Raw genomic sequence first — 19,406 nt, forward strand, 5'->3', positions numbered from 1 at the left:
GCCAGGGGGCTCCACCGGTGTTTGCGCTAAATCAATGTTGGCAACGTTGGCAATGCGCCCGTGTCGCGCTAGTCCAGCAGTTCGGGCTCGGCCTGCACCAGTCCCTCGTACAGGCTTTCGAACGAATGCAGCGCGCCCTCGGGCTTGCCTATCTGCTCGTGCGTGTGGCGGGCCGTGGCTTCGTCTATGGGCTTGGGCGTGCCCGCAGCTTCGGCCAGCAGCTGGGTGTGGCAGGCGTTGTCCAGCGCGATGTACCACCAGGCCGCGGCTTCCACCGTTGGGCCGGCGGTCAGGATGCCGTGGTTCTGCAGGATCGCGCCCTTGCGGTCGCCCAGGGCCTTGGCGATGCGCAGGCCCTCGCTTTCATCGACCACCATGCCGGTGAAGTCGTCGAACAGCGCCACGTCGTCGTGGAACACGCAGGCGTCCTGCGTCAGCGTGTCGAGCTTGCGGCCCAGGGTCGACCAGGCTTTGCCGTAGGTCGAATGGGTGTGCGCTGCGGCGACGATCTTCGGGTTGTATTCGTGGATTGCCGCGTGGATGGCAAACGCCGCCTTGTTCAGAGGCCGGTCGCCGATCACGGTCTCGCCCTTGCTGTTGACCAGCAGCAGGTCCGACACCTTGATGCGCGAGAAATGCACGCCCAGCGGATTCACCCAGAAATGGTCGCTCAGCTCGGGGTCGCGCGCGGTGATGTGGCCGGCCAGGCCTTTCGCAAAGCCGAAGCGGGCGAACAGCCGGAAGGCGCCCGCCAAGCGCTCCTGCCGGTGCCGGCGCTCGGCCTCGATGCTGGTGCGCGGCGGAATCGGGTCGAACCAGAACTTCTGCTGCGGATGCGGGTTCAGCGGCAGGCGCGTAGTGTTCGTGCTGTTGCGGTCAATGGAGAGTACGGCGCTCATGCGGCCTTCCTTTGCGATGCGATGCGCTGGGCCACCAGTTCGCGGGTGCGCGGGATCAGCGCGCGGCCGTAGTCGGTGGCATCTTCCAGCGGGTCGAAGCCGCGGATCAAGAAGGTGGTGACACCCAGGTCGTAGTAGTCGAGCAGGGCATCGGCCACCTGCTCGGGCGTGCCGACCAGGGCCGTGCTATTGGAGCGGCCGCCGATGGCCTGTGCCACCGCGGTCCAGAGTCGTTTGTCGACGCGCGGGCCCTTGTCGGCCGCTGCCAGCAGGCGTTTGGCACCCTCGCTTTGCTGCGGCCCGCCGACGCCAAAGCCTTGCACCACACGCAGGCGCTTGGTCTCGGCCAGGATGGACTCGGCGCGCGCCCAGGCCTTGTCTTCGGTCTCGGCCAGGATGGGGCGGAAGGACACCGAGAAGCGCACCTGGCGGCCATGCTTGGCGGCTTCGGCGCGCACGCGGGTGGTCAGTTCGCGCGCTTGGTCCAGCGACTCGCCCCACAGCGCGTACACATCGGCATGCTTGCCGGCGACCGGAATCGCGGCTTCCGACGCACCACCGAAGTACACCGGCACATGGGGCCGGCCGTTCAAGCTCTGCACCGGCTTGACGTCGGAGAACGCGTTCTGGAAACGGTAGTGCGCGCCCTGGTGGTCAAACGGCTTGTCGGCGGTCCAGACCTTGCGCAGCACGTCCAGGTATTCGTCGGTGCGGGCATAGCGCTGGTCGTGGTCCAGCCAGTCGCCGTCGCGCTTTTGCTCGTCGTCCGAGCCGCCGGAGATGTAGTGCACCGCCAGCCGGCCGCCGCTGAACTGGTCTAGCGAGGCGAACTGGCGCGCCGCCAACGTGGGCGCCACAAAGCCGGGGCGGTGGGCCAGCATGAAGTGGATGCGCTCGGTCACCGAGGCCGCGTAGGCCACCGTCAGGGTCGCATCGGGGCTGGTCGAATGGTGGGGCACCAGGACGCGGTCAAAGCCGGCCTGCTCGTGCGCCTGGGCGAAGGCGCGCACATAGTCGCGGTCGATGGCCGGGCCCTGGGCGGCATGGATTTCCGAAACCTTGTGGGTCTGGATCATGCCGATGAATTCAACATCGTTCTGGCTCATGGAGTGTCCTTGGCAAAAATGGGGTAGGGGGAGGGTCAGGCGCGGCGCAGCAGGCTGTCGAAGCTGCGGTCCCAGAACGGCAGCACATTCGCCGGCCCATCGAGCACGCCGAGCTTCTGGAAGGTGTCGGCCACGTCTTGGTGGCTGCGCACCACCTTGTCGTCCACGGCGGCCAGGCTGTAGTCGCCGCTGCGGCCGTTGAACAGCTCGACCAGGTCGCCCACCGGCACCCGGGTTTCGGCCGACTGGGCCTTGGCATAGGCCAGGTAGTTGCCGTTGATCCAGGCAAAGGAGCGCTGCAGGCGCTGCAGCAGGTCGCCAATGGCGGCGCGGCGGGGCGCGTCGTCCAGGGTACGCGGATTGGCGTAGATGGGGAAGTTGCCCGACAGATAGCCCACTGCCGTCTTGATGGTGCGCGCGCCGTACTGGGTGCGAGCCAGCTGGCCGTTGTAGCCGTAGATGGCCCAGGCATCCAGGTCGCCGCGGGCAAAGGCCGACAGGCCATCGGCCGGTGTCAGGCTGACCGCATCGATGTCGCTGAACGACAGCCCGACTTCGGCCAGCTGCTTGGCCAGGTAGTAGTGGGCGGTGGTGGCGCGCACATAGCCGATGCGCTTGCCCTTGAAGTCGGCGATGCTGCGGATGGAGGAGTCCTTGCGTGCCAGAGTGGCCTGGTTGTTCAGGTCTTCATGGGTCACGGCGACGAAGCGCACCTTGGCCTTTTGCCGCGCGGCAAATACGGCCGGGATCTCACTGCCCGAGCCCAGGTCCAGCGCATCGCCGTTGATGGCTTCGATGTGCAGCACGCCGTTGTTGAATTCACGCCAGTCGAGCTTGTATGGCGTATTCGCCTGGCCCGAGGCCTGCAACAGCGGGCGCCACAGGCCCTTGTAGGTGCCGACGCGCAAGGTCACGCCGCTGAGGTCTTGGGAGGAGGTCGGGGAGGCCGCCTGGGCGGCGCCGAGGCCGGCAGCGCCCAGCGCTGCTGCGGCTTGCAGCCATTCGCGGCGGGTCAGTACAGAAGTGTTCATGCCCTGCACCGTAACCAGCGCAGCGCAGAAAGCCAACGCAGAAAAACGCATGTCCATAGTTGGAATGCGTTGTTGGGCCGCGCGGCCCGGCTTGCTAACTTCGCGGCATGACCGATCTACACCATTCCTCTGTTTCGCGCCGCCAATGGCTGCAACGTGCTGCGGCGCTGCCGGCGCTTTCTGCTTTGCCTTTGCTGGGCCGCGCCCAGACGCCACCGGCTCTGGTGCTGGGCGACCAAGCCGGCGGCCTGCGTGCGCTGTTCGAAGCCTCGAAGGCGCTGGACGGCGCGCCGTTCAGCTGGCGCTGGGCCAACTTCCAGGGCGCGGCGCCCTTGTTCGAGGCCCAGCGCAGCGGCGCGGTGGACACGGCCATGGCCGGCGACCTGCCGGTGCTGGCCGCAGCCGTGGGCAAGACGCCGCTGAAGATCGTCGCCACCCGTGTCGGCAAGGCCGATTCGTTGGGCATCGTGGTACAGGGCAATTCTTCCATCCGCAGCGTGGCCGATCTGCGCGGCCAGACGGTAGTGGTGTCGTCGGCGCGCGGCAGCATTTCGCAGTACCAGCTGTACGGTGCGCTCGAAGAAGCCGGCGTGCGGCGCGACGAGGTGAGCATCAAGTTCGTGCTGCCCACCGATGCGTCCACCGCGTTTTCGTCCAAGCAGATCGACGCCTGGGCGATCTTCGACCCGTACTACACGATTGCGCTGCAAAACGGCGGCCGCATCCTGCGCGACGGGCGCGGCATCAATACCGCTTTAGGCTTTATCACCGCCAGCGAAGAGGCCCTGGCCGACGCCGGCAAGCGCAAAGCCATCGTGCAGTTTCTGGACCGCCTGGCCCGGGCCGGCGACTGGGCGCTGGCGCATCCCGAAGCCTATGCCCAGGCCTACACCCAGCTGACCCGGCTGCCGATCGAGGCTGCGCGCACCATCACCGCGCGCGCCGCGGTGACGGGACGCCCGGTTAGCGAGGCCGACATCACCGCGCTGCAAACCGTGGCCGACCGCTCGGCCCGCGATGGCATCCTGCCGGTGCGCGTCGATGTGCGCGCCATCACCGATGCCCAGCTCTGGCCGCGCGCCGCCTGAAAGCAAAACGCTCCTGTTTTTGATGTCAAAAAAAGGAGCGTATCCCGCAGGTTTTACCTGCGCTAGAGCCTTATTTCATGCCTGAAATTCGGCCTAGCAATCACATGCCCGCGTAGTTCGGCCCGCCGCCGCCTTCCGGCGTGACCCACACGATGTTCTGCGTCGGGTCCTTGATGTCGCAGGTCTTGCAGTGCACGCAGTTCTGCGCGTTGATCTGCAGTCGGTCCTGGCCGGCATCGGTTTTCACGAACTCGTACACGCCGGCCGGGCAGTAGCGCGCCTCGGGGCCGGCGTAGGTGTGCAGGTTGATGTTGACCGGCACGCTGGCATCCTTCAAGGTCAGATGCGCGGGCTGGTTCTCTGCATGGTTGGTGTTGCTGATGAACACGCTGCTCAGGCGGTCGAAGGTCAGCTTGCCATCGGGCTTGGGATACACGATGGGCTTGCATTCGGCCGCGGGCTTGAGGTAGGCGTGGTCGGGCCTGTCGCGGTGCAGGGTCCAGGGGATGTGACCTTTGAACAGGAACTGCTCGATGCCGTTCATCAGCGTGGCGGTGAACAAGCCCTTCTTGAACCAGGCCTTGAAGTTGCGTGCCTTGTGCAGCTCGGTGTGCAGCCAGCTTTTCTCAAATGCCGCCGGGTAGGCGCTGAGCTCGTCGTGCTGGCGGCCGCTGGTCACCGCGTCATAGGCGGCTTCGGCGGCCAGCATGCCGGTCTTGATGGCGGCGTGGCTGCCCTTGATGCGGCTCACGTTCAGGTAGCCGGCATCGCAGCCGACCAGCGCGCCGCCAGGGAATACGGTCTTGGGCAGGCTGGACAGTCCGCCGGCGGTGATGGCCCGCGCGCCGTAGCCTAGGCGCTTGGCCGGGGCCACGCCGTGCTCGGTATCGCCTTCCAGGTACCAGCGCACATTGGGGTGGGTCTTCCAGCGCTGGAACTCCTCGAACGGGCTCAGGTAGGGGTTGGCGTAGTCCAGGCCGGTGATGAAGCCCAGCGTGACCTTGTTGCCCTCCATGTGGTACAGAAAAGCACCGCCGTAGGTGCTGCTGTCCATGGGCCAGCCGGCGGTGTGCATCACGAAGCCGGGCTGGTGGCGTTTGGGGTCAATCTCCCAGACTTCCTTGATGCCCAGGCCGTAGGTTTGCGGGTCTTTGCCATCGTCCAGTTTGAACTTGGCGATCAGCTGCTTGCCCAGGTGGCCGCGTGCGCCTTCGGCGAACACGGTGTACTTGGCGTGCAGCTCCATGCCGATCTGGAAGTCGGCGGTGGGCTCACCTTCCTTGCTGACGCCCATATTGCCGGTGGCCACGCCTTTGACCGAGCCGTCGGCGTTGTAGAGCACTTCGGCCGCGGCGAAGCCAGGGAAGATTTCCACGCCCAGCGCCTCGGCCTGCTCGCCCAGCCATTTGGTCAGCGCGCCCAGGCTGATGATGTAGTTGCCATGGTTCTGGAAGCAGTCGGGCAGCAGCAGATTCGGTGTGCGAAACGATGATTTTTCACCCAGGAAGATCATTGCATCGTCGGACACCGGCTGGTTCAGCGGAGCACCCATGGCCTTCCAGTTGGGGAACAGCTCGCTCAGCGCAATCGGGTCCATGATGGCGCCGCTGAGGATGTGGGCGCCCGGCTCGGAGCCTTTTTCCAGTACCACCACCGACACGTCCGTGCCCTTGGTCGCAGCCAGCTGCTTCAGGCGGATGGCCGTGGCCAGTCCACCCGGGCCACCACCGACCACCACCACGTCGTACTCCATCGCTTCACGGGGGCCAAACTGGGCCAGGATCTCTTCGTTGGTCATGTCATTCTTTTCTGGTGTGGGGCTGCCGGCAGCAGTTACGGCGCTGTTACGACAAGGGACAAAATCGCCGCGATTTTATGCGGACTGGCATGGGGGCACTGTCACAATCGGGCCATTCCTGCATCATCTTGGAGACACTCGCAATGGCATACAGCATGGATCTTTCGGGCCGGGTGGCTTTGGTTACCGGCGCTTCGGGCGGCCTGGGCGCGCAATTCGCCCGCACTCTGGCACACGCCGGCGCGGCCGTGGTACTGGCCAGCCGCCGGGTCGACAAGCTCAAGGAGCTGCGCGCCCACATCATTGGCGAGGGCGGCGATGCCACCGTGGTCGAGCTGGACGTCAGCGACAGCGACTCCATCAAATCGGCTGTGGCGCACACCGAGACCGAGGTCGGCTCGATCGACATCCTGGTCAACAACTCGGGCGTCAGCACCACGCAGCGGCTGCAAGACGTGAGCGAAGACGACTTCGACTTCATGTTCAACACCAATGTGCGCGGCGCGTTCTTCGTGGCGCAAGAAGTGGGCAAGCGCATGCTGGCCCGCGCTCAGGGCTCGGCGCCGGGCAGCTTCACCGGCGGGCGCATCATCAACATCGCCAGCATGGCCGGGCTGAAGGTGCTGCCGCAGATCGGCGTGTACTGCATGAGCAAGGCCGCGGTGATCCAGATGACCAAGGCCATGGCGGTGGAATGGGGCAAGTACGGCATCAATGTGAACGCCATCTGCCCCGGCTACATCGACACCGAAATCAACCACCACCACTGGGGCACCGAGCAAGGCCAGAAGCTGGTGAACATGCTGCCGCGCAAGCGCGTGGGCAAGCCGGAAGACCTGGACGCGCTGCTGGTGATGCTGGCCAGTGGGCAGAGCCATTTCATCAACGGTGCGGTGATTGCCGCCGATGACGGTTTCGGTGCTGCCTGAATGAATTGGCTCACCCCCAGGCTGCAGCGCTTCGCGTCTTTCGCCAACCCCCTTGCAGGGGGCAACACCTGCGGCCTGGCGTAGCCAGTTCCGCGGTGTTCTGGAGGGGGCGTCTGTAGGCGCGGTCGGTGTTTTTTTCCGTGCTTGATATGACTTTGAAATGCTGACGGGGATTTTGGCCGGGCTGGCGGCCGGTGCGCTGTGGGGTCTGGTGTTCATCGCGCCGCGGGTGCTCAGCGGCTTTGCGCCGGTGGATGTGGCCGTGGGGCGGTTTGTGGTCTATGGCGCGTTTGCAGCTGTGCTGGTGTGTGCGGGCTGGCGCTCTCGGCCCCGGCCAACGCGGCAGCAGGCCTGGGCCGCGCTGGGCCTGAGCATGTTGGGTTTTACCGGTTACTACTGGCTGCTGGCCCTGGCGATTGTGGATGCGGGCACCGAGCTGCCGACGCTGATCATCGGCACGATTCCGGTCTGGGTGATGCTGCTGGGCAAGCCCGGGCATTTGCGCTGGTCGGCCTTGCTGCCGGGCCTGGCGCTGACCATGGCCGGCCTGGCGTTGATGCTGGGCGTGCAGCAGGCGGGTGACACCACGGCCTATCCACATACCTGGCGCGGCATCGGTTTGGCATTGGCGGCCATGGCCAGCTGGACAGCGTTTGCAGTGTGGAACTCGGCCTGGCTGAAGCGCCACCCCGAGGTGCGGGCCAGCGACTGGACCAACTGGCTGGGTATCGCCACAGGTGTCGGCGCCATGGGCTTGTGGTTGCTGGTGGGTTCAGAGCCAAAAGTGCTGCTGGCGCAGGAAGATAAAGCGCTGGCAGCTATTGTATTTGTAGCGATAGGGGTGGGCTCTGGCTGGCTGGCCACCGTCTGCTGGAGCATGGCGTCGCAGCGTTTGGGTGCCAGCCTGTGCGGCCAGCTGATCGTCAGCGAAACCCTGTTCGGCTTGCTGTATTCGTTTGTCTGGGACGGTCAGTGGCCTAGCGGCCTGCAGTGGCTGGCGGTCGTTTTATTCACCCTGGGCATCGTCGCCTCGATTCGCGTACACCGTTAGGCGCGCGGCTTCAGCATGCGCTGCACGTCCAGCGCAGCCCCCAGTTTTTTCTCCACAGCCCAGGGCTCGCCGTGCAGCTGCGCGGCCAGCAGCTCGGCGCACAGGTGCGCAAAACTCAGTCCGCGCGAGCCCATGGCCGTGCTGACCCACAGGCCAGGTGCGACGCAGCCGACCATGGGCATGCGGTCCGGCGCCGCACAGCGCACGCCGGCCCAGGCCTGTACGCCATTGCCGAACTGCGCTTGCAGGGCGTGGGCGGCGTCCGGCAGCAGCACCTGCAGGCGTTCCAGGTTGGCTTGGTGGTCGGCGGCGGTGATGTTGGCTTGGGCGTTGTCGCGCTCGAAGCTCGCGCCCATGACCCAGCGCCGGCCCTCGGCCGTCGGCAGATCGGGGATAAAGCTGCCGTGGCCGTTGACGGGGTAGGGCGGCAGCGCCTCGGCCCCGCGTGGGCCCATGCTGACCTGGCCGCGGATAGGCTGCAGCGGCAGCGCCACCCCGGCCAGTGCGGCGCTGCCCAGGGCAGCGGCGACCACCACTAACGGGGCTTGCGCCAGCAGTTCGCCGTCGGCGTCCCATACCTGCCAGTTGCTGCCCGTCTGTTGCAGACGTTCGGCCCGGGCATTGCCTTGCCATGTGATGTTGGGCTGGTCCAGCCAGGCCTGCACCAGCCGGGCCGGCTTGATCCAGCCTGCATGTGCGTGCCACAGCGGGCCGTCTTCAGCGCGCATCTCCTGCACGCCCGAGGGCTGCCAGTCTTCGCCCGCTTGCAGCAGGGCCGCAGCCTGCTGCAAGGTGGCGCGCACGCCGCTGCGCGACAGGCGTGACAGCAGGTTGTCGTCCTTGGACACCAGCGGCGCCAGCACCCCGCCGGGCAGACCGGAGGCGCCGGCAGCGGGCGCCGCAGCGGCGTCCAGTACCGTGACTTTCCAGCCGCGCCGCGCCAGGCTGGCGGCCGCGGCCGCGCCGGCCACACCCGACCCGATGACCACGCAGTGGCTGGGCTGCATGGGCGCGGCCAGCGGCGGTTTGCGCGGCTCCCATTGCGGGTTGAAGCTACCTTGCAGGTTGTCGCGCTTGGGTGGCACGCCCGGGGTTTTTTGCACCTCGAAGCCGCACTGGGCCAGGCCGTCGCGCACGGCGCGGGCAATGGTCCAGGTGGCGACACGGGTGCCGCGCCGGCAATGCCGGGTCACGGCTTTCAGCGTGTGCAGGCTCCAGATTTCCGGGTTGCGCTGCGGGCTGAAGCCGTCCAGGTACACGCTGTCGGCCTCGAACACCATCTCACGCAGCATGGGCTGGGCCTCGCCTATGCACAGCGTCAGCATCACCCGGCCGCCTTCAAACACCAGGCGGTGGAAGCCGGGCGACAGCTCCCACCACTGGGCGTGCAATTGCGCGGCCAGCGGCAGGAGTTCGGGGTGGGCGGCAAAGCTGCGCAGCAGGTCGTCGGCGCTGGCGGGCCAGGCTTCGATGGAGACGAAATGCAGCAGCTGCGGGCGTTGCGGGTCGGCCTTCCAGGCGGCCCAGGTGACCAGAAAGTTCAGGCCCAGGCCAAAACCGGTCTCCAGGATCCGCCACTGCGGCTGGTCGGCCCACGCGGCGGGCAGGCCGCAGCCTTTGAAAAACACCTCGTTTGCCTGCGTCAGCCCGCCGGATTCACTGCGGTAACGGTCATTGAAGCGCGGGCTGAACGGCGTCCCATCGGGCAGCCATTCAATCGGTTCGGCCAAGATCAGGGTGTGGGTGGAACGTAGCCCTGGGCGGCATCGGCGCCGCTGCCGAAGAAGTGGTTTTCCATCTGGCGGGCCAGGTATTGGCGAGCCCGCAGGTCGGCCAGGTTCAGGCGGTTTTCATTCACCAGCATGGTTTGGTGCTTGAGCCATGCGGCCCAGGCTTCCTTGCTGACGTTTTCCCAGAGGCGCTTGCCCAGATCGCCGGGATACGGGGGAAAGTCCAGGCCTTCGGCTTCTTTGTCGAGTTTGATGCAATGGACCATGCGTGCCATGTGGGAACCTTTTATGTATGTGGAATAAGCGCCAAAGCCCTCTTGGGTCTTGCGATGTAGGGTGCGACTTTAGCAATGTTTGCAACGCCCCTGAGGCGACCCGGGAACTCGCGGCCCGCCCGGGCTTTACAGAACTTAACCCCTAGCACGTCGGCTTGTTACACGGCTACCACGTTGTGGAATGACTGTATTTCAGGAGATTCTCTATGCGAGCTGCCATTTCTGTTGTGTTGCTAGCCTGTACCGTCAGCGGCTGCGTGGTGGCGCCCTATGGGCACCGCGCCTATGGCCCTGCGGTGTACGAGCAGCCCGAGGTCGTCGTGCAGCCGCAGGTCTATGTGGCGCCGCGACCGTACTACTCGCCGTACTACTACGGGCGGCCGGGCCACTACTGGCGCGGTGGCGGCGGTCGACGCTGAATCCGCTGGCCACGAAGGGAAATGCGGGCTATCGCTGAGCCGATACGGCGCAACGCAGCTGCGATTCCGCACCCCAAATCGCCAATCGCTTCCCGGCGCAATACCTGGGCCCGGCGCAAGGCCCGCTTATGCAGCTCTTGGTCGTTCGGTTGTGGCGTAGCCATAGGTGACCTCACCGGCTAGCAGGCAGGGCCTGGACATAGCGGTATTCCTGCGTGCGGCCCTGGTAGCCCCAGGCGTCCGCGGGCACTTCCTGCACCACGACATAGCTGGCCGGCGCCAATGGGCCGAGCAGCGACTCCAGCCCGGCAAACACCTGGGCCACGTAGCGGGCTTTTTCATCCTTGGTATTGGTGCCCGTCGTCACCTGGATTTGCAGGTAAAAACTGCGCAGCTGCTGGCTGGCCAGGGACGCACCGCCAATGAACCAATAGTGCGGATCTACAAATTCGACCGATACCGCGGTGAGTTCGTGCTTTTTCTGAAGGATGCTCGCCGTCAGGTCGGTGAGCAGCGCGCCGACCTCGGAGGCCACGGCAGCGGAAGCGGGCAGGCTGAGTTGGATGTGCAGGTAGGGCATGGAGTCGACTGTGTAGTGGATGTGGTTTGCACTGTAGGCAGTCAAGAAACTTGTCGAAACCGCATAAAAAGCATTTTGGTTTTGCAGTATCCGCAAAACAGGCCACAATCCAGCCATGCAGATCCAGCTTGACGACATCGCCTTGTTCGCCCGCATTGCCGAGCTGCGCACGCTGTCTGCCGCGGCCCGCGAGCGTGGTGTGCCGGTCAGCCAGGTGACCCGTGCCTTGGTGCGGCTGGAGGCCGGCTGCGGCGTGCGCCTGGTGCACCGCACAACCCACGGCCTGAGCCTGACCGACGAGGGCGACACCTTCCTGGCCTATGCCCGGCGCATGCTGGACGCCACTGCCGAGCTGGACAGCGAGCTGCGCGGCAAGATCAGCGGCCCTAGTGGTTGGGTGCGGGTCGGCGCCAGTGCGCTGATGGCCGAGTCGGTGATTGCTCCGGGTCTGGCCGGCTTGTACCAGCGCCATCCCCAGCTGCATCTGGACATTGCCGCCGACGACCGGGTGGTGGATATGGCACGCGACGGCATAGACGTGGCCATCCGCACCGGCAGCCCGGCCAGCGACACCCTGGTGGCACGGCAGATCGGCATCCATAGCCGCACCTTGTACGCCGCCCCCGCGTATCTGGCTGCGTTTGGCACGCCGCAGCATCCGGATGATTTGAAGCAGCACCGCATCATCACCAGCAGTGCCAGTGTCGCCATGAACCAATGGGGGCCCGCGGACAGCCCGCAGGACTGGGTGGCCAAAAGCCATACCCGGGCCGATAATTCTGCGGTGATGACTGCGCTGGTGCAGCATGGCGTGGGCATTGCCCGGCTGACCGATCTGATGGCCCGGCCGCTGGTGCGCAGTGGTGCACTGGTTCCGCTGTTGCAAGACCACTTCCCCAGCCCGCCCAGCCCGATCTATGCAGTGATGCTGCAGGAGCGGCACCGGCTACCCAAGATCCGCGCTTGCGTGGACTACTGGAAGGAATGGTTGGCGGGTGGCGATACCGCGACGTAACCCGTTTGCGTATTTCTATATTCCAAATTCGGCTATGTAAACAAAAAATCAGTTGTTAGCCGCCTATGGGTTTGCCGGGACAATATTGCTTACAACTTTATTGGTCAGGTTCAAGCATGCGCAATCTTCCCCGTGGTACCGGCTTTCTCCGCTCTTCCGTCACGCTCCGCAGCCTGTTTGCGGGCGCAGTGATCGCCGCCAGCGGCCTGGCATCGGCGCAGCAAACCACGCTGCTCAACGGCTCCTACGACGTGGCACGCGAGTTCTACAAGGACTACAACGCGGCTTTTGTAGCCCACATCAAGAAGACCAGCGGCAAGGATGTGAAGATCGACCAGTCGCATGCGGGCTCCAGCGCTATTGCCCGTTCGGTGGCCGAGGGCCTGGATGCCGACGTGGTGACCATGAATACCTCGACCGACATCGACTTCCTGGCCGACAAGGGCGTGGTCGCCAAGGACTGGAACAAGAAGTTCCCGGGTAATGCCTCGCCCACCACCTCGACCATGCTGTTCCTGGTGCGCAATGGCAACCCCAAGGGCATCAAGGACTGGGATGACCTGGTCAAGCCCGGCATCCAGGTAGTGGTGGTGAACCCCAAGACCGGTGGCAACGGCCGTTACGCCTATCTGGCCGCCTGGGGCTACGCCAAGAAGAAGGGCGGTAGCGATGCCCAGGCCGCTGAGTTCGTGGCCAAGCTGTACAAGAACGTGCCGGTGCTGGCCCAGGGTGGGCGCGCAGCGACAACCACCTTCCTGCAACGCAATATCGGCGACGTGCTGGTGACCTTCGAGTCCGAAGTGGTGTCGATCGACCGTGAATTCGGCGCCGGCAAGGTCGATGCGGTACACCCCAGCATCAGCGTCGTAGCCGAGAACCCGGTGGCGGTGGTGGAGCGCACGGTGGCCAAGAAGGGCACGGCCGCGCTGGCCAAGGAATACCTGGATTACCTGTACTCCGACGAGGCGCAGGAAATCGCCGCCCAGCACGCACTGCGTCCGCGCAACGAAGCCATCCTGAAGAAATACGTGGCGGTGTTCAAACCGATCCAGTTGTTCACCGTGAACGAGCTGTTCGGCAGCCTGGGCGAAGCGCAGAAGGTGCACTTCAACGACGGCGGCCAGTTCGACAAGATCTACACGCTGGGCGCTAAATGACAGCTGCGGTTTTTAATCCCCTGGCCCGCGCCAAAACCGGCAAGGCCAAACGGGTGTTGCCCGGTTTCGGCCTGACCCTGGGCTACACGCTGTTCTACCTGTGCGTGATCGTGCTGGTGCCGCTGTCGGCCCTGGTGTTCAATACCCTCAACCTGACCTGGGACCAGTTCGTCACGGCGGTCACCGGTGAGCGGGTGATGGCCTCATACCGGCTGACTTTCGGCGCCTCGCTGTTTGCCGCGCTGGTGAACCTGGTGTTCGGCCTGCTGGTGGCCTGGGTACTGGTGCGCTATAACTTTCCCGGCAAGAAGATCGTGGACGCGCTGGTGGACCTGCCGTTCGCCCTGCCCACGGCCGTGGCCGGTATTTCGCTGACGGCGCTGCTGGCCGGCAACGGCTGGATCGGCCAGTACCTGGAGCCCATGGGCATCAAGCTGGCATTCACGCCGGCCGGTATCGTGATTGCGCTGATCTTCATCGGCCTGCCTTTCGTGGTGCGCACGGTGCAGCCGGTGCTGGAAGACGCCGAGAAAGAGCTGGAAGAGGCCGCTACCTCGCTGGGCGCGACCCGCTTGCAGATCTTCACCCGCGTGATCCTGCCGCACATCACCCCGGCGTTGCTGACCGGCTTTGCCATGGCCTTCGCCCGCGCCATTGGCGAATACGGCTCGGTGATCTTCATCGCCGGCAATATGCCCCTGGTGTCCGAGATCACGCCGCTGATCATCGTCGGCAAGCTGGAGCAGTACGACTACGCGGGCGCGACCGCGGTGGCGCTGGTGATGCTGGTCATTTCTTTCATCTTGCTGCTGCTGATCAATGCCTTGCAGGCCTGGCAGCGCCGCCACACAGGAGCACCGGCATGAGCGCCGCATCCAAACCCGTGCGCCGCGCCCAGGCCGGCACCACCGAAGCCGCCTGGGTCCGCACCACGCTGCTGAGCGTAGCCCTGGTGTTCCTGTTCCTGTTTCTGGTGCTGCCACTGGCGGCGGTGTTTACCGAGGCCTTCCGCAAAGGCGCTGGCGCCTATTTCGAAGCGCTGCGCGAGCCGGACGCCTGGGACGCGATCAAGCTGACGCTGCTGGCCACCTCGATCGCCGTGCCGCTGAACCTGGTGTTTGGCGTAGCGGCGGCCTGGGCAATTGCCAAGTACGAGTTCTGGGGCAAGTCGTTCCTGACCACGCTGGTGGACCTGCCGTTCTCGGTGTCGCCGGTGGTAGCGGGCCTGGTCTACGTGCTGCTGTTTGGCGCCCATGGCTGGTTCGGCCCCTGGCTGCAGGCGCACGACCTGAAGATCATCTTTGGCGTGCCCGGCATCGTGCTGGCGACGATTTTCGTGACCTTTCCGTTCATTGCCCGCGAGCTGATTCCGCTGATGCAGGCCCAGGGCAATGACGAAGAGCAGGCAGCCATCGTGCTCGGTGCGACCGGCTGGCAGACCTTTTGGCATGTGACCCTTCCGAACATCAAGTGGGGCCTTTTGTACGGCGTGATCCTGACCAATGCCCGGGCCATGGGCGAGTTCGGCGCGGTGTCGGTGGTGTCTGGCCATATCCGTGGCCAGACCAACACCTTGCCGCTGCACGTCGAGATTTTGTACAACGAATACCAGTCGGTGGCCGCGTTTGCCGTGGCCTCGCTGCTGGCCATCCTGGCGCTGGTGACCCTGGTGATCAAGTCGGTGGCCGAATGGCGCATCGAGCGCGAACTCAAAGCCATCGCCGAAACGCCGCCCGAGCAGCCCGTGCTTGCCAATGTGTCGGCCTCGCTGAGTGCGCGGGTTGCCGTGACTGCCAGTTAAAGAAAGTACCTCCCATGAGTATCGAAATCCGCAATATCCACAAGCAGTTTGGCGACTTCACCGCTTTGGGCGACGTCAGCCTGGACATCGAATCCGGCGAGCTGGTGGCCTTGCTGGGCCCTTCCGGCTGCGGCAAGACCACGCTGCTGCGCATCATCGCCGGGCTGGAAACACCAGACGCCGGCAGCATCCATTTCGCCGGTGAAGACACCACCGATGTGCATGTGCGCGAGCGCCAGGTCGGCTTTGTGTTCCAGCATTACGCGCTGTTCCGCCACATGACGGTGTTCGAGAACGTGGCCTTCGGCCTGCGCGTCAAGCCACGCGGCCTGCGTCCCAGCGAGGCGGTGATCAAGGCCAAGGTGCATGAGCTGCTGGGCCTGGTGCAGCTGGACTGGCTCGCCAACCGCTACCCGTCGCAGCTGTCGGGCGGCCAGCGCCAGCGGATTGCGTTGGCACGGGCGCTGGCGGTCGAGCCCAAGGTCTTGCTGCTGGACGAGCCGTTTGGCGCTCTCGATGCCAAGGTGCGCAAAGAGCTGCGCCGCTGGCTGCGCCGCCTGCACGACGACCTGAACGTGACCAGCATCTTCGTCACCCATGACCAGGAAGAAGCTCTGGAGGTGGCGGACCGCGTAGTGGTGATGAACAAGGGCAAGGTCGAGCAGATCGGTTCGCCGCAGCAGGTCTGGGACCACCCGGCCAGCCCCTTTGTCTATGGCTTCCTGGGTGATGTGAATCTGTTCCATGGCCGCGCCCATGAGGGCGAGGTGCAGCTAGAAGGCATCAAGATCCAGGCACCTGAGCACCCGGACGCGCAAGATGCCAAGGCCTTTGCCTATGTGCGCCCACACGACATCGAAGTGCGGCGCTATGTGAAGGGCGAGGGCCTGGACGCCGCCGGCAAGCCCGTGGGCATGGTGGTGACGTTGAGCCGGGCGTTGGTGATCGGCCCGATCGCCCGTTTGGAACTAACGCCCATCGAGACGAACCAAGCCGTGGACAATACTCTGGACAACCTGGTCGAAGCGCAGTTGCCTGCGCAGCAGTTCCGGGACCTGGGTTTGAACGAGGGCGATACGCTGGTGGTGACACCGCGCCGCGCCAAGGTGTTTGTGGAGTCCGTGTCGGCTTGATGCTCTTGCTCAAAAGTGCGTCCGGTGGGCGCATTTTTTGAAAGCATGGGATGTTGTTGAACTGGATAGATGGCGCGCCGCGCCGCGTATGGTTGCTGGTGTGCCTGGGCTGCATTGGCCTGTTGGCTTTTGGTTTGTACCTGCAGCACGTGGTGGGGCTGGAGCCGTGCCCGATGTGCATCGTGCAGCGCTATGCTCTCGTTTTGGTAGCTATCATCGCAGGTGTTGTAAGCGCTAGCGGCAAGAAAAGCTTGCAAGTTGGCGGTGTGTTTCTGGTGCTGCTGGTGGCCGGTTTTGGCGCCTTTGTGGCGGCCCGCCAGAGCTTCCTGCAGTGGTATCCGCCCGAGGTAGCGACTTGCGGCCGCGACCTCTACGGCATGATTGAAACATTCCCCCTCAAGCGCGCGATTCCCATGATCTTCAAGGGCGGTGGCGATTGCACGGTGATCGACTGGACCTTTCTGGGCGGTTCCATCGCCAACTGGTCGTTCATCTGTTTTGCGCTGATTACGCTGCTGGCGCTGGTGTTCCTGGTGCGCAAGCTCAGCCGCCGTTGAGTATGGCTTATAATTGAGTGAATACTCAGTTATATTGAATCTCCATGGCCCGACCCCGTAGCGAAGACAAACACGCCGCCATCCTGGATGCTGCGGTGCGGGTGGTCGCCGAGCGCGGACTCTCGGCTACGCCGACTTCGGCGATCTCCAAGGCCGCCGGCGTGGCCGAGGGCACGCTGTTCACGTACTTCAAAACCAAGGACGCGCTGGTGAATGCGCTGTACCTGGACATCAAGCGCGAGATGGCCGGAACCATGATGGCCGGTTTTCCGCGCCACGCGGCGATTCGCCAGCAGCTACAGCACGTGTGGGACCACTACGTGGAGTGGGGCGTTGCGCAGCCCGCCAAGAAACAGGTCATGGCCCAGCTGCATACCTCTGCCTATATCACGGCAGAGTCCCGTGCCGTGGCTTCGGCACCGTTTGCCGAGATCGAGCAGGTGTGCAAGGCCAGCATCGCCAGCCAGGTGCTGCGCGACTATCCCGTGCCTTTTATCTGGGCCTGCATGTCCAGCCTGGCCGAGGCCACGATAGGCTGCATGGTGCAAGACCCGCAGGCAGCGGCCAGCTACCAGCGTGCGGGTTTTGAAGTGCTGTGGAACGGCATCGCTTTCAATGCGTAATTTTTTGATTTTTAGATGCGTGATTACTCACGCATAAAGTGTTCTTGTGACTGCATGCATGGAGAAAACCGCATGGACTGGACTGTGAAAGACATTCCGCCCCAAACCGGCAAGCGGGTGGTGGTGACGGGGGTAGGCGGCCTGGGCTTTGAAACCGCGCTGGCCTTGGCCGGCGCCGGGGCCGATGTGGTGCTGGCGGGGCGCGACGCCAAGAAAGGCCAGGATGCCGTCATACACATTCTGCGCATCCATCCGCATGCGCAGCTGCGCTTTGGGCAGCTGGACCTGGCGAGCCTGGCCTCGGTCTATGCTTTTGCCGACCGCTTGTTGGCCGAGGCCCAGCCCATCGATATCCTGGTCAACAACGCGGGCGTGATGGCACCACCGCGGCGCCATAGTACGGCCGATGGATTCGAGCTGCAACTCGGCACCAACTACCTCGGCCACTTCGCCTTGACCGCGCGCTTGTTGCCGCTGCTGTGCCGCAGCCCGGCGGCGCGGGTGGTCAATCTCAGCAGCCTGGCCCACCGGGGCGCAGCCATCCGGTTTGACGACTTGCAGTGGGAGCGCGGCTACAGGCCCTGGGTGGCCTATGGCCAGTCCAAGCTGGCCATGTTGATGTTCAGCCTGGAACTGCAGCGCCGCAGTGCGGCCGAGGGCTGGGGTCTGAGCAGCTATGCCGCCCATCCCGGCTACGCGCGTACCGACCTGATCGCCAACGGGCCCGGGCTGGGCGGGCTGTTGACTGCGCTCAACCGCTGTCTGCAGCCCTTGGTCAGCCATTCGGCCGCGCAGGGTGCGTTACCCACCTTATTGGCGGCTGTCGGCCCGCAGGCCCAGTCCGGCGCTTACTACGGACCGCGCGGATTCTATGAGCTCAAAGGGCCGCCTGCGCCGGCCCTGGTGGCAGCCCAGGCCCAGGATGCGGCGGCAGCGGCCCGTCTGTGGGCGGTGTCGGAGGATTTGACCGGCGCGCATTGGCTGCCCACACGATAGTTGGGTGCTACCGGCATGATGGGCCGGCGGGGGGCGAATGCCTAGCGCTGGCGGCTTAAACCGGCCAGACCGGCTGCAACACCATGGTGGTGCGTAGCGTGGCCCCGGGGGCCAGCAACTGACCGCCCACGTCGCCCTGGCCTTGCTGGGCCAGGTTCATCCAGTCGGTGCAGTTGCTGACGGGCTCAATGCAGAAGGCTTCACCTCCCTTGGGGCAGTACAGCACGAAGTAATCGAAAGGCGCCTCGGCGGTCATCACCAGCGCGGTGCCGGTGTCGGGCCAATCGACGCGGGCGTTGCGGTTCCAGCCGATGAAATTGTTGTCCAGGTCCAGCGTATCCAGCGCGATGCCGCTGCGCAGGGTTTCCAGGAAGGCCGGGGTTTGCAGGTTGGTGGGCATGACTTCGGCATCGCCGCCCCACATGGCTTTTACATCGGTGGTCAGGCGCGTACCGGGGCGGTGCGGCAGGTAGGGGTGGTGGCCCACGCCGACTGGCATGTCCACACTGTCCAGGTTGGTGACCGACAACACCAGGCTTAGACCAGTCTGTGCATCCAGCTTGAACTCTTGCACGGCACGGAACGCATAGGGCCAGTCGCCGGGTGTGTAGTCCAAGGCCAGGGTGGCATGGTCCGTGCCCTGTGCCACCACCTGCCAGGGCTGCTGCCAGGCCGTGCCATGGATGGCGTGCTTGGAGTCCGGGTAATTGGCGGCCAGGTTCAAGGCCCGCGGCCCGAAGCTGCTGCGGCCGTCGCGGATGCGGTTGGCATAAGGCACCAGCGGGAAGCTGCCCATGGTCCAAGGCTTGGCCGGGTCCAGCGTATCGGCTGCGCGCAGCCATTGCTGTTGCTGGGTGCCGCGCTGGCTGTAGAAGCGGGCAATCGAGCCACCGACCTGCGGGGCCAGGGTCAGATGGAGTTCGCCAGCGCGGAGTTCGATAGAGGAGGTCATGTTTTGTCTGATTATTGGTGAGGGAGGGCTTTGCAATGGCAGGGCACTTTGGGGTCGGCGCTACCGGATCTTCGTCGCATATTCTGCGTGCCGAATGTTACTGGCAATGCCAGCGCTGGGCTGGCGTAGCTGTGGAGTTACCGGTTGGACGGCGCTTTTTTCAAGCCCTGGAATCGGCCTCATCAAGGCTGGGGAAGCAATCTGTATCAAAACGTGATTTGGTGGTAATCTGATCCATTTGTAAGACTTTTAGCCAGATTCATTCG

20 protein-coding genes are annotated in these 19,406 nt (G+C 64.7%); 12 read left to right on the plus strand and 8 right to left on the minus strand.

Going from position 1 to position 19,406, the window contains the following annotated elements:
• Window positions 1-68: 68 nt before the first annotated feature.
• From J2X19_RS14210 to J2X19_RS14220, 3 genes are read right to left on the minus strand one after another with little or no spacing between them, the layout of a single operon-like run.
• On the minus strand, window positions 69-899 hold the full coding sequence (locus J2X19_RS14210; RefSeq protein ID WP_310374070.1) for a class II aldolase/adducin family protein: 831 nt from the start codon (window positions 897-899) through the stop codon (window positions 69-71).
• The gene (locus J2X19_RS14215; protein ID WP_310374072.1) at window positions 896-2,005 is read right to left on the minus strand and encodes an LLM class flavin-dependent oxidoreductase; all 1,110 of its coding nucleotides are present in this window, start codon (window positions 2,003-2,005) and stop codon (window positions 896-898) included. The genes J2X19_RS14210 and J2X19_RS14215 overlap by 4 nt, the downstream gene beginning before the upstream one ends.
• Window positions 2,006-2,040: 35 nt before the next feature.
• Window positions 2,041-3,036: an ABC transporter substrate-binding protein gene (locus J2X19_RS14220; RefSeq protein ID WP_310374075.1), complete on the minus strand. Its 996-nt coding sequence runs from the start codon at window positions 3,034-3,036 to the stop codon at window positions 2,041-2,043.
• Between the two features lie 107 nt (window positions 3,037-3,143).
• On the opposite strand from J2X19_RS14220, the gene J2X19_RS14225 reads away from it, so the two are divergent.
• Window positions 3,144-4,124, plus strand: coding sequence for an ABC transporter substrate-binding protein (locus J2X19_RS14225; RefSeq protein WP_310374077.1), 981 nt, complete (start codon window positions 3,144-3,146; stop codon window positions 4,122-4,124).
• Window positions 4,125-4,224: 100 nt separating this feature from the next.
• Here the strand turns inward: J2X19_RS14225 and J2X19_RS14230 are convergent, their stop codons facing one another.
• Window positions 4,225-5,922 carry an electron transfer flavoprotein-ubiquinone oxidoreductase gene (locus J2X19_RS14230; protein ID WP_310374078.1) on the minus strand — a complete coding sequence of 566 codons (1,698 nt, stop codon included), beginning with the start codon at window positions 5,920-5,922 and terminating at the stop codon, window positions 4,225-4,227.
• A gap of 143 nt (window positions 5,923-6,065) precedes the next feature.
• Here J2X19_RS14230 and J2X19_RS14235 point away from each other — a divergent pair, with 143 nt between their 5' ends.
• Together J2X19_RS14235 and J2X19_RS14240 are read left to right on the plus strand one after the other, a co-directional pair.
• Window positions 6,066-6,851, plus strand: a complete 786-nt coding sequence (locus tag J2X19_RS14235; RefSeq protein ID WP_310374080.1) for an SDR family oxidoreductase — start codon at window positions 6,066-6,068, stop codon at window positions 6,849-6,851.
• Between the two features lie 160 nt (window positions 6,852-7,011).
• A complete protein-coding gene (locus tag J2X19_RS14240; RefSeq protein ID WP_310374082.1) occupies window positions 7,012-7,902 on the plus strand; it encodes a DMT family transporter in 891 nt (296 codons plus the stop codon).
• Here the strand turns inward: J2X19_RS14240 and mnmC2 are convergent.
• Window positions 7,899-9,632, minus strand: coding sequence for a tRNA (5-methylaminomethyl-2-thiouridine)(34)-methyltransferase MnmC2 (gene mnmC2 / locus J2X19_RS14245; protein WP_310374085.1), 1,734 nt, complete (start codon window positions 9,630-9,632; stop codon window positions 7,899-7,901). The two genes, J2X19_RS14240 and mnmC2, sit on opposite strands and share 4 nt — an antisense overlap.
• 2 nt (window positions 9,633-9,634) lie before the next feature.
• Entirely contained in the window at window positions 9,635-9,907 is a 273-nt protein-coding gene (locus J2X19_RS14250; protein ID WP_092755032.1) for an oxidative damage protection protein, read from the minus strand.
• 206 nt (window positions 9,908-10,113) lie between these two features.
• Between J2X19_RS14250 and J2X19_RS14255 the strand changes: the two genes are divergently transcribed.
• Window positions 10,114-10,326: a hypothetical protein gene (locus J2X19_RS14255; protein ID WP_310374086.1), complete on the plus strand. Its 213-nt coding sequence runs from the start codon at window positions 10,114-10,116 to the stop codon at window positions 10,324-10,326.
• Between the two features lie 172 nt (window positions 10,327-10,498).
• Here the strand turns inward: J2X19_RS14255 and J2X19_RS14260 are convergent, their stop codons facing one another.
• A complete protein-coding gene (locus J2X19_RS14260; RefSeq protein ID WP_310374089.1) occupies window positions 10,499-10,906 on the minus strand; it encodes a tautomerase family protein in 408 nt (135 codons plus the stop codon).
• A gap of 115 nt (window positions 10,907-11,021) precedes the next feature.
• Between J2X19_RS14260 and J2X19_RS14265 the strand changes: the two genes are divergently transcribed.
• From J2X19_RS14265 to J2X19_RS14300, 8 genes are all read left to right on the plus strand, one after another.
• Window positions 11,022-11,921, plus strand: a complete 900-nt coding sequence (locus J2X19_RS14265) for a LysR family transcriptional regulator (RefSeq protein ID WP_310374091.1) — start codon at window positions 11,022-11,024, stop codon at window positions 11,919-11,921.
• A 116-nt stretch (window positions 11,922-12,037) separates the two neighbouring features.
• Entirely contained in the window at window positions 12,038-13,078 is a 1,041-nt protein-coding gene (locus tag J2X19_RS14270; protein WP_310374093.1) for a sulfate ABC transporter substrate-binding protein, read from the plus strand.
• Window positions 13,075-13,944: a sulfate ABC transporter permease subunit CysT gene (gene cysT / locus J2X19_RS14275; protein WP_092755017.1), complete on the plus strand. Its 870-nt coding sequence runs from the start codon at window positions 13,075-13,077 to the stop codon at window positions 13,942-13,944. Before J2X19_RS14270 ends, cysT begins: the two co-directional genes overlap by 4 nt.
• A complete protein-coding gene (gene cysW / locus J2X19_RS14280) occupies window positions 13,941-14,879 on the plus strand; it encodes a sulfate ABC transporter permease subunit CysW (RefSeq protein ID WP_310374095.1) in 939 nt (312 codons plus the stop codon). Before cysT ends, cysW begins: the two co-directional genes overlap by 4 nt.
• A 14-nt stretch (window positions 14,880-14,893) precedes the next feature.
• Window positions 14,894-16,012, plus strand: coding sequence for a sulfate/molybdate ABC transporter ATP-binding protein (locus J2X19_RS14285; RefSeq protein ID WP_116606458.1), 1,119 nt, complete (start codon window positions 14,894-14,896; stop codon window positions 16,010-16,012).
• 50 nt (window positions 16,013-16,062) lie between these two features.
• Window positions 16,063-16,569: a disulfide bond formation protein B gene (locus J2X19_RS14290; RefSeq protein WP_116606459.1), complete on the plus strand. Its 507-nt coding sequence runs from the start codon at window positions 16,063-16,065 to the stop codon at window positions 16,567-16,569.
• A 44-nt stretch (window positions 16,570-16,613) separates the two neighbouring features.
• The gene (locus J2X19_RS14295) at window positions 16,614-17,192 is read left to right on the plus strand and encodes a TetR/AcrR family transcriptional regulator (protein WP_310374098.1); all 579 of its coding nucleotides are present in this window, start codon (window positions 16,614-16,616) and stop codon (window positions 17,190-17,192) included.
• 72 nt (window positions 17,193-17,264) lie between these two features.
• On the plus strand, window positions 17,265-18,188 hold the full coding sequence (locus J2X19_RS14300; RefSeq protein WP_310374100.1) for an SDR family oxidoreductase: 924 nt from the start codon (window positions 17,265-17,267) through the stop codon (window positions 18,186-18,188).
• Window positions 18,189-18,243: 55 nt separating this feature from the next.
• On the opposite strand, the gene J2X19_RS14305 is transcribed toward J2X19_RS14300, so the two are convergent.
• On the minus strand, window positions 18,244-19,140 hold the full coding sequence (locus J2X19_RS14305) for an aldose 1-epimerase (RefSeq protein WP_310374101.1): 897 nt from the start codon (window positions 19,138-19,140) through the stop codon (window positions 18,244-18,246).
• Window positions 19,141-19,406: the final 266 nt, after the last annotated feature.

The organism is Rhodoferax ferrireducens, assembly GCF_031458075.1.
Taxonomy (GTDB): Bacteria; Pseudomonadota; Gammaproteobacteria; order Burkholderiales; family Burkholderiaceae_C; genus Rhodoferax_B; species Rhodoferax_B ferrireducens_A.

Coding starts and splice junctions, on each gene's coding strand:
- J2X19_RS14255 (WP_310374086.1), top strand. CDS start 10,114: ATGCGAGCTGCCATTTCTGTTGTGTTGCTAGCCTGTACCGTCAGCGGC.
- J2X19_RS14240 (WP_310374082.1), top strand. CDS start 7,012: ATGCTGACGGGGATTTTGGCCGGGCTGGCGGCCGGTGCGCTGTGGGGT.
- J2X19_RS14250 (WP_092755032.1), bottom strand. CDS start 9,907: ATGGCACGCATGGTCCATTGCATCAAACTCGACAAAGAAGCCGAAGGC.
- J2X19_RS14215 (WP_310374072.1), bottom strand. CDS start 2,005: ATGAGCCAGAACGATGTTGAATTCATCGGCATGATCCAGACCCACAAG.
- J2X19_RS14265 (WP_310374091.1), top strand. CDS start 11,022: ATGCAGATCCAGCTTGACGACATCGCCTTGTTCGCCCGCATTGCCGAG.
- cysT (WP_092755017.1), top strand. CDS start 13,075: ATGACAGCTGCGGTTTTTAATCCCCTGGCCCGCGCCAAAACCGGCAAG.
- J2X19_RS14295 (WP_310374098.1), top strand. CDS start 16,614: ATGGCCCGACCCCGTAGCGAAGACAAACACGCCGCCATCCTGGATGCT.
- J2X19_RS14225 (WP_310374077.1), top strand. CDS start 3,144: ATGACCGATCTACACCATTCCTCTGTTTCGCGCCGCCAATGGCTGCAA.
- J2X19_RS14285 (WP_116606458.1), top strand. CDS start 14,894: ATGAGTATCGAAATCCGCAATATCCACAAGCAGTTTGGCGACTTCACC.
- cysW (WP_310374095.1), top strand. CDS start 13,941: ATGAGCGCCGCATCCAAACCCGTGCGCCGCGCCCAGGCCGGCACCACC.
- J2X19_RS14260 (WP_310374089.1), bottom strand. CDS start 10,906: ATGCCCTACCTGCACATCCAACTCAGCCTGCCCGCTTCCGCTGCCGTG.
- J2X19_RS14290 (WP_116606459.1), top strand. CDS start 16,063: ATGTTGTTGAACTGGATAGATGGCGCGCCGCGCCGCGTATGGTTGCTG.
- J2X19_RS14210 (WP_310374070.1), bottom strand. CDS start 899: ATGAGCGCCGTACTCTCCATTGACCGCAACAGCACGAACACTACGCGC.
- J2X19_RS14220 (WP_310374075.1), bottom strand. CDS start 3,036: ATGAACACTTCTGTACTGACCCGCCGCGAATGGCTGCAAGCCGCAGCA.
- J2X19_RS14270 (WP_310374093.1), top strand. CDS start 12,038: ATGCGCAATCTTCCCCGTGGTACCGGCTTTCTCCGCTCTTCCGTCACG.
- J2X19_RS14235 (WP_310374080.1), top strand. CDS start 6,066: ATGGCATACAGCATGGATCTTTCGGGCCGGGTGGCTTTGGTTACCGGC.
- J2X19_RS14305 (WP_310374101.1), bottom strand. CDS start 19,140: ATGACCTCCTCTATCGAACTCCGCGCTGGCGAACTCCATCTGACCCTG.
- J2X19_RS14230 (WP_310374078.1), bottom strand. CDS start 5,922: ATGACCAACGAAGAGATCCTGGCCCAGTTTGGCCCCCGTGAAGCGATG.
- J2X19_RS14300 (WP_310374100.1), top strand. CDS start 17,265: ATGGACTGGACTGTGAAAGACATTCCGCCCCAAACCGGCAAGCGGGTG.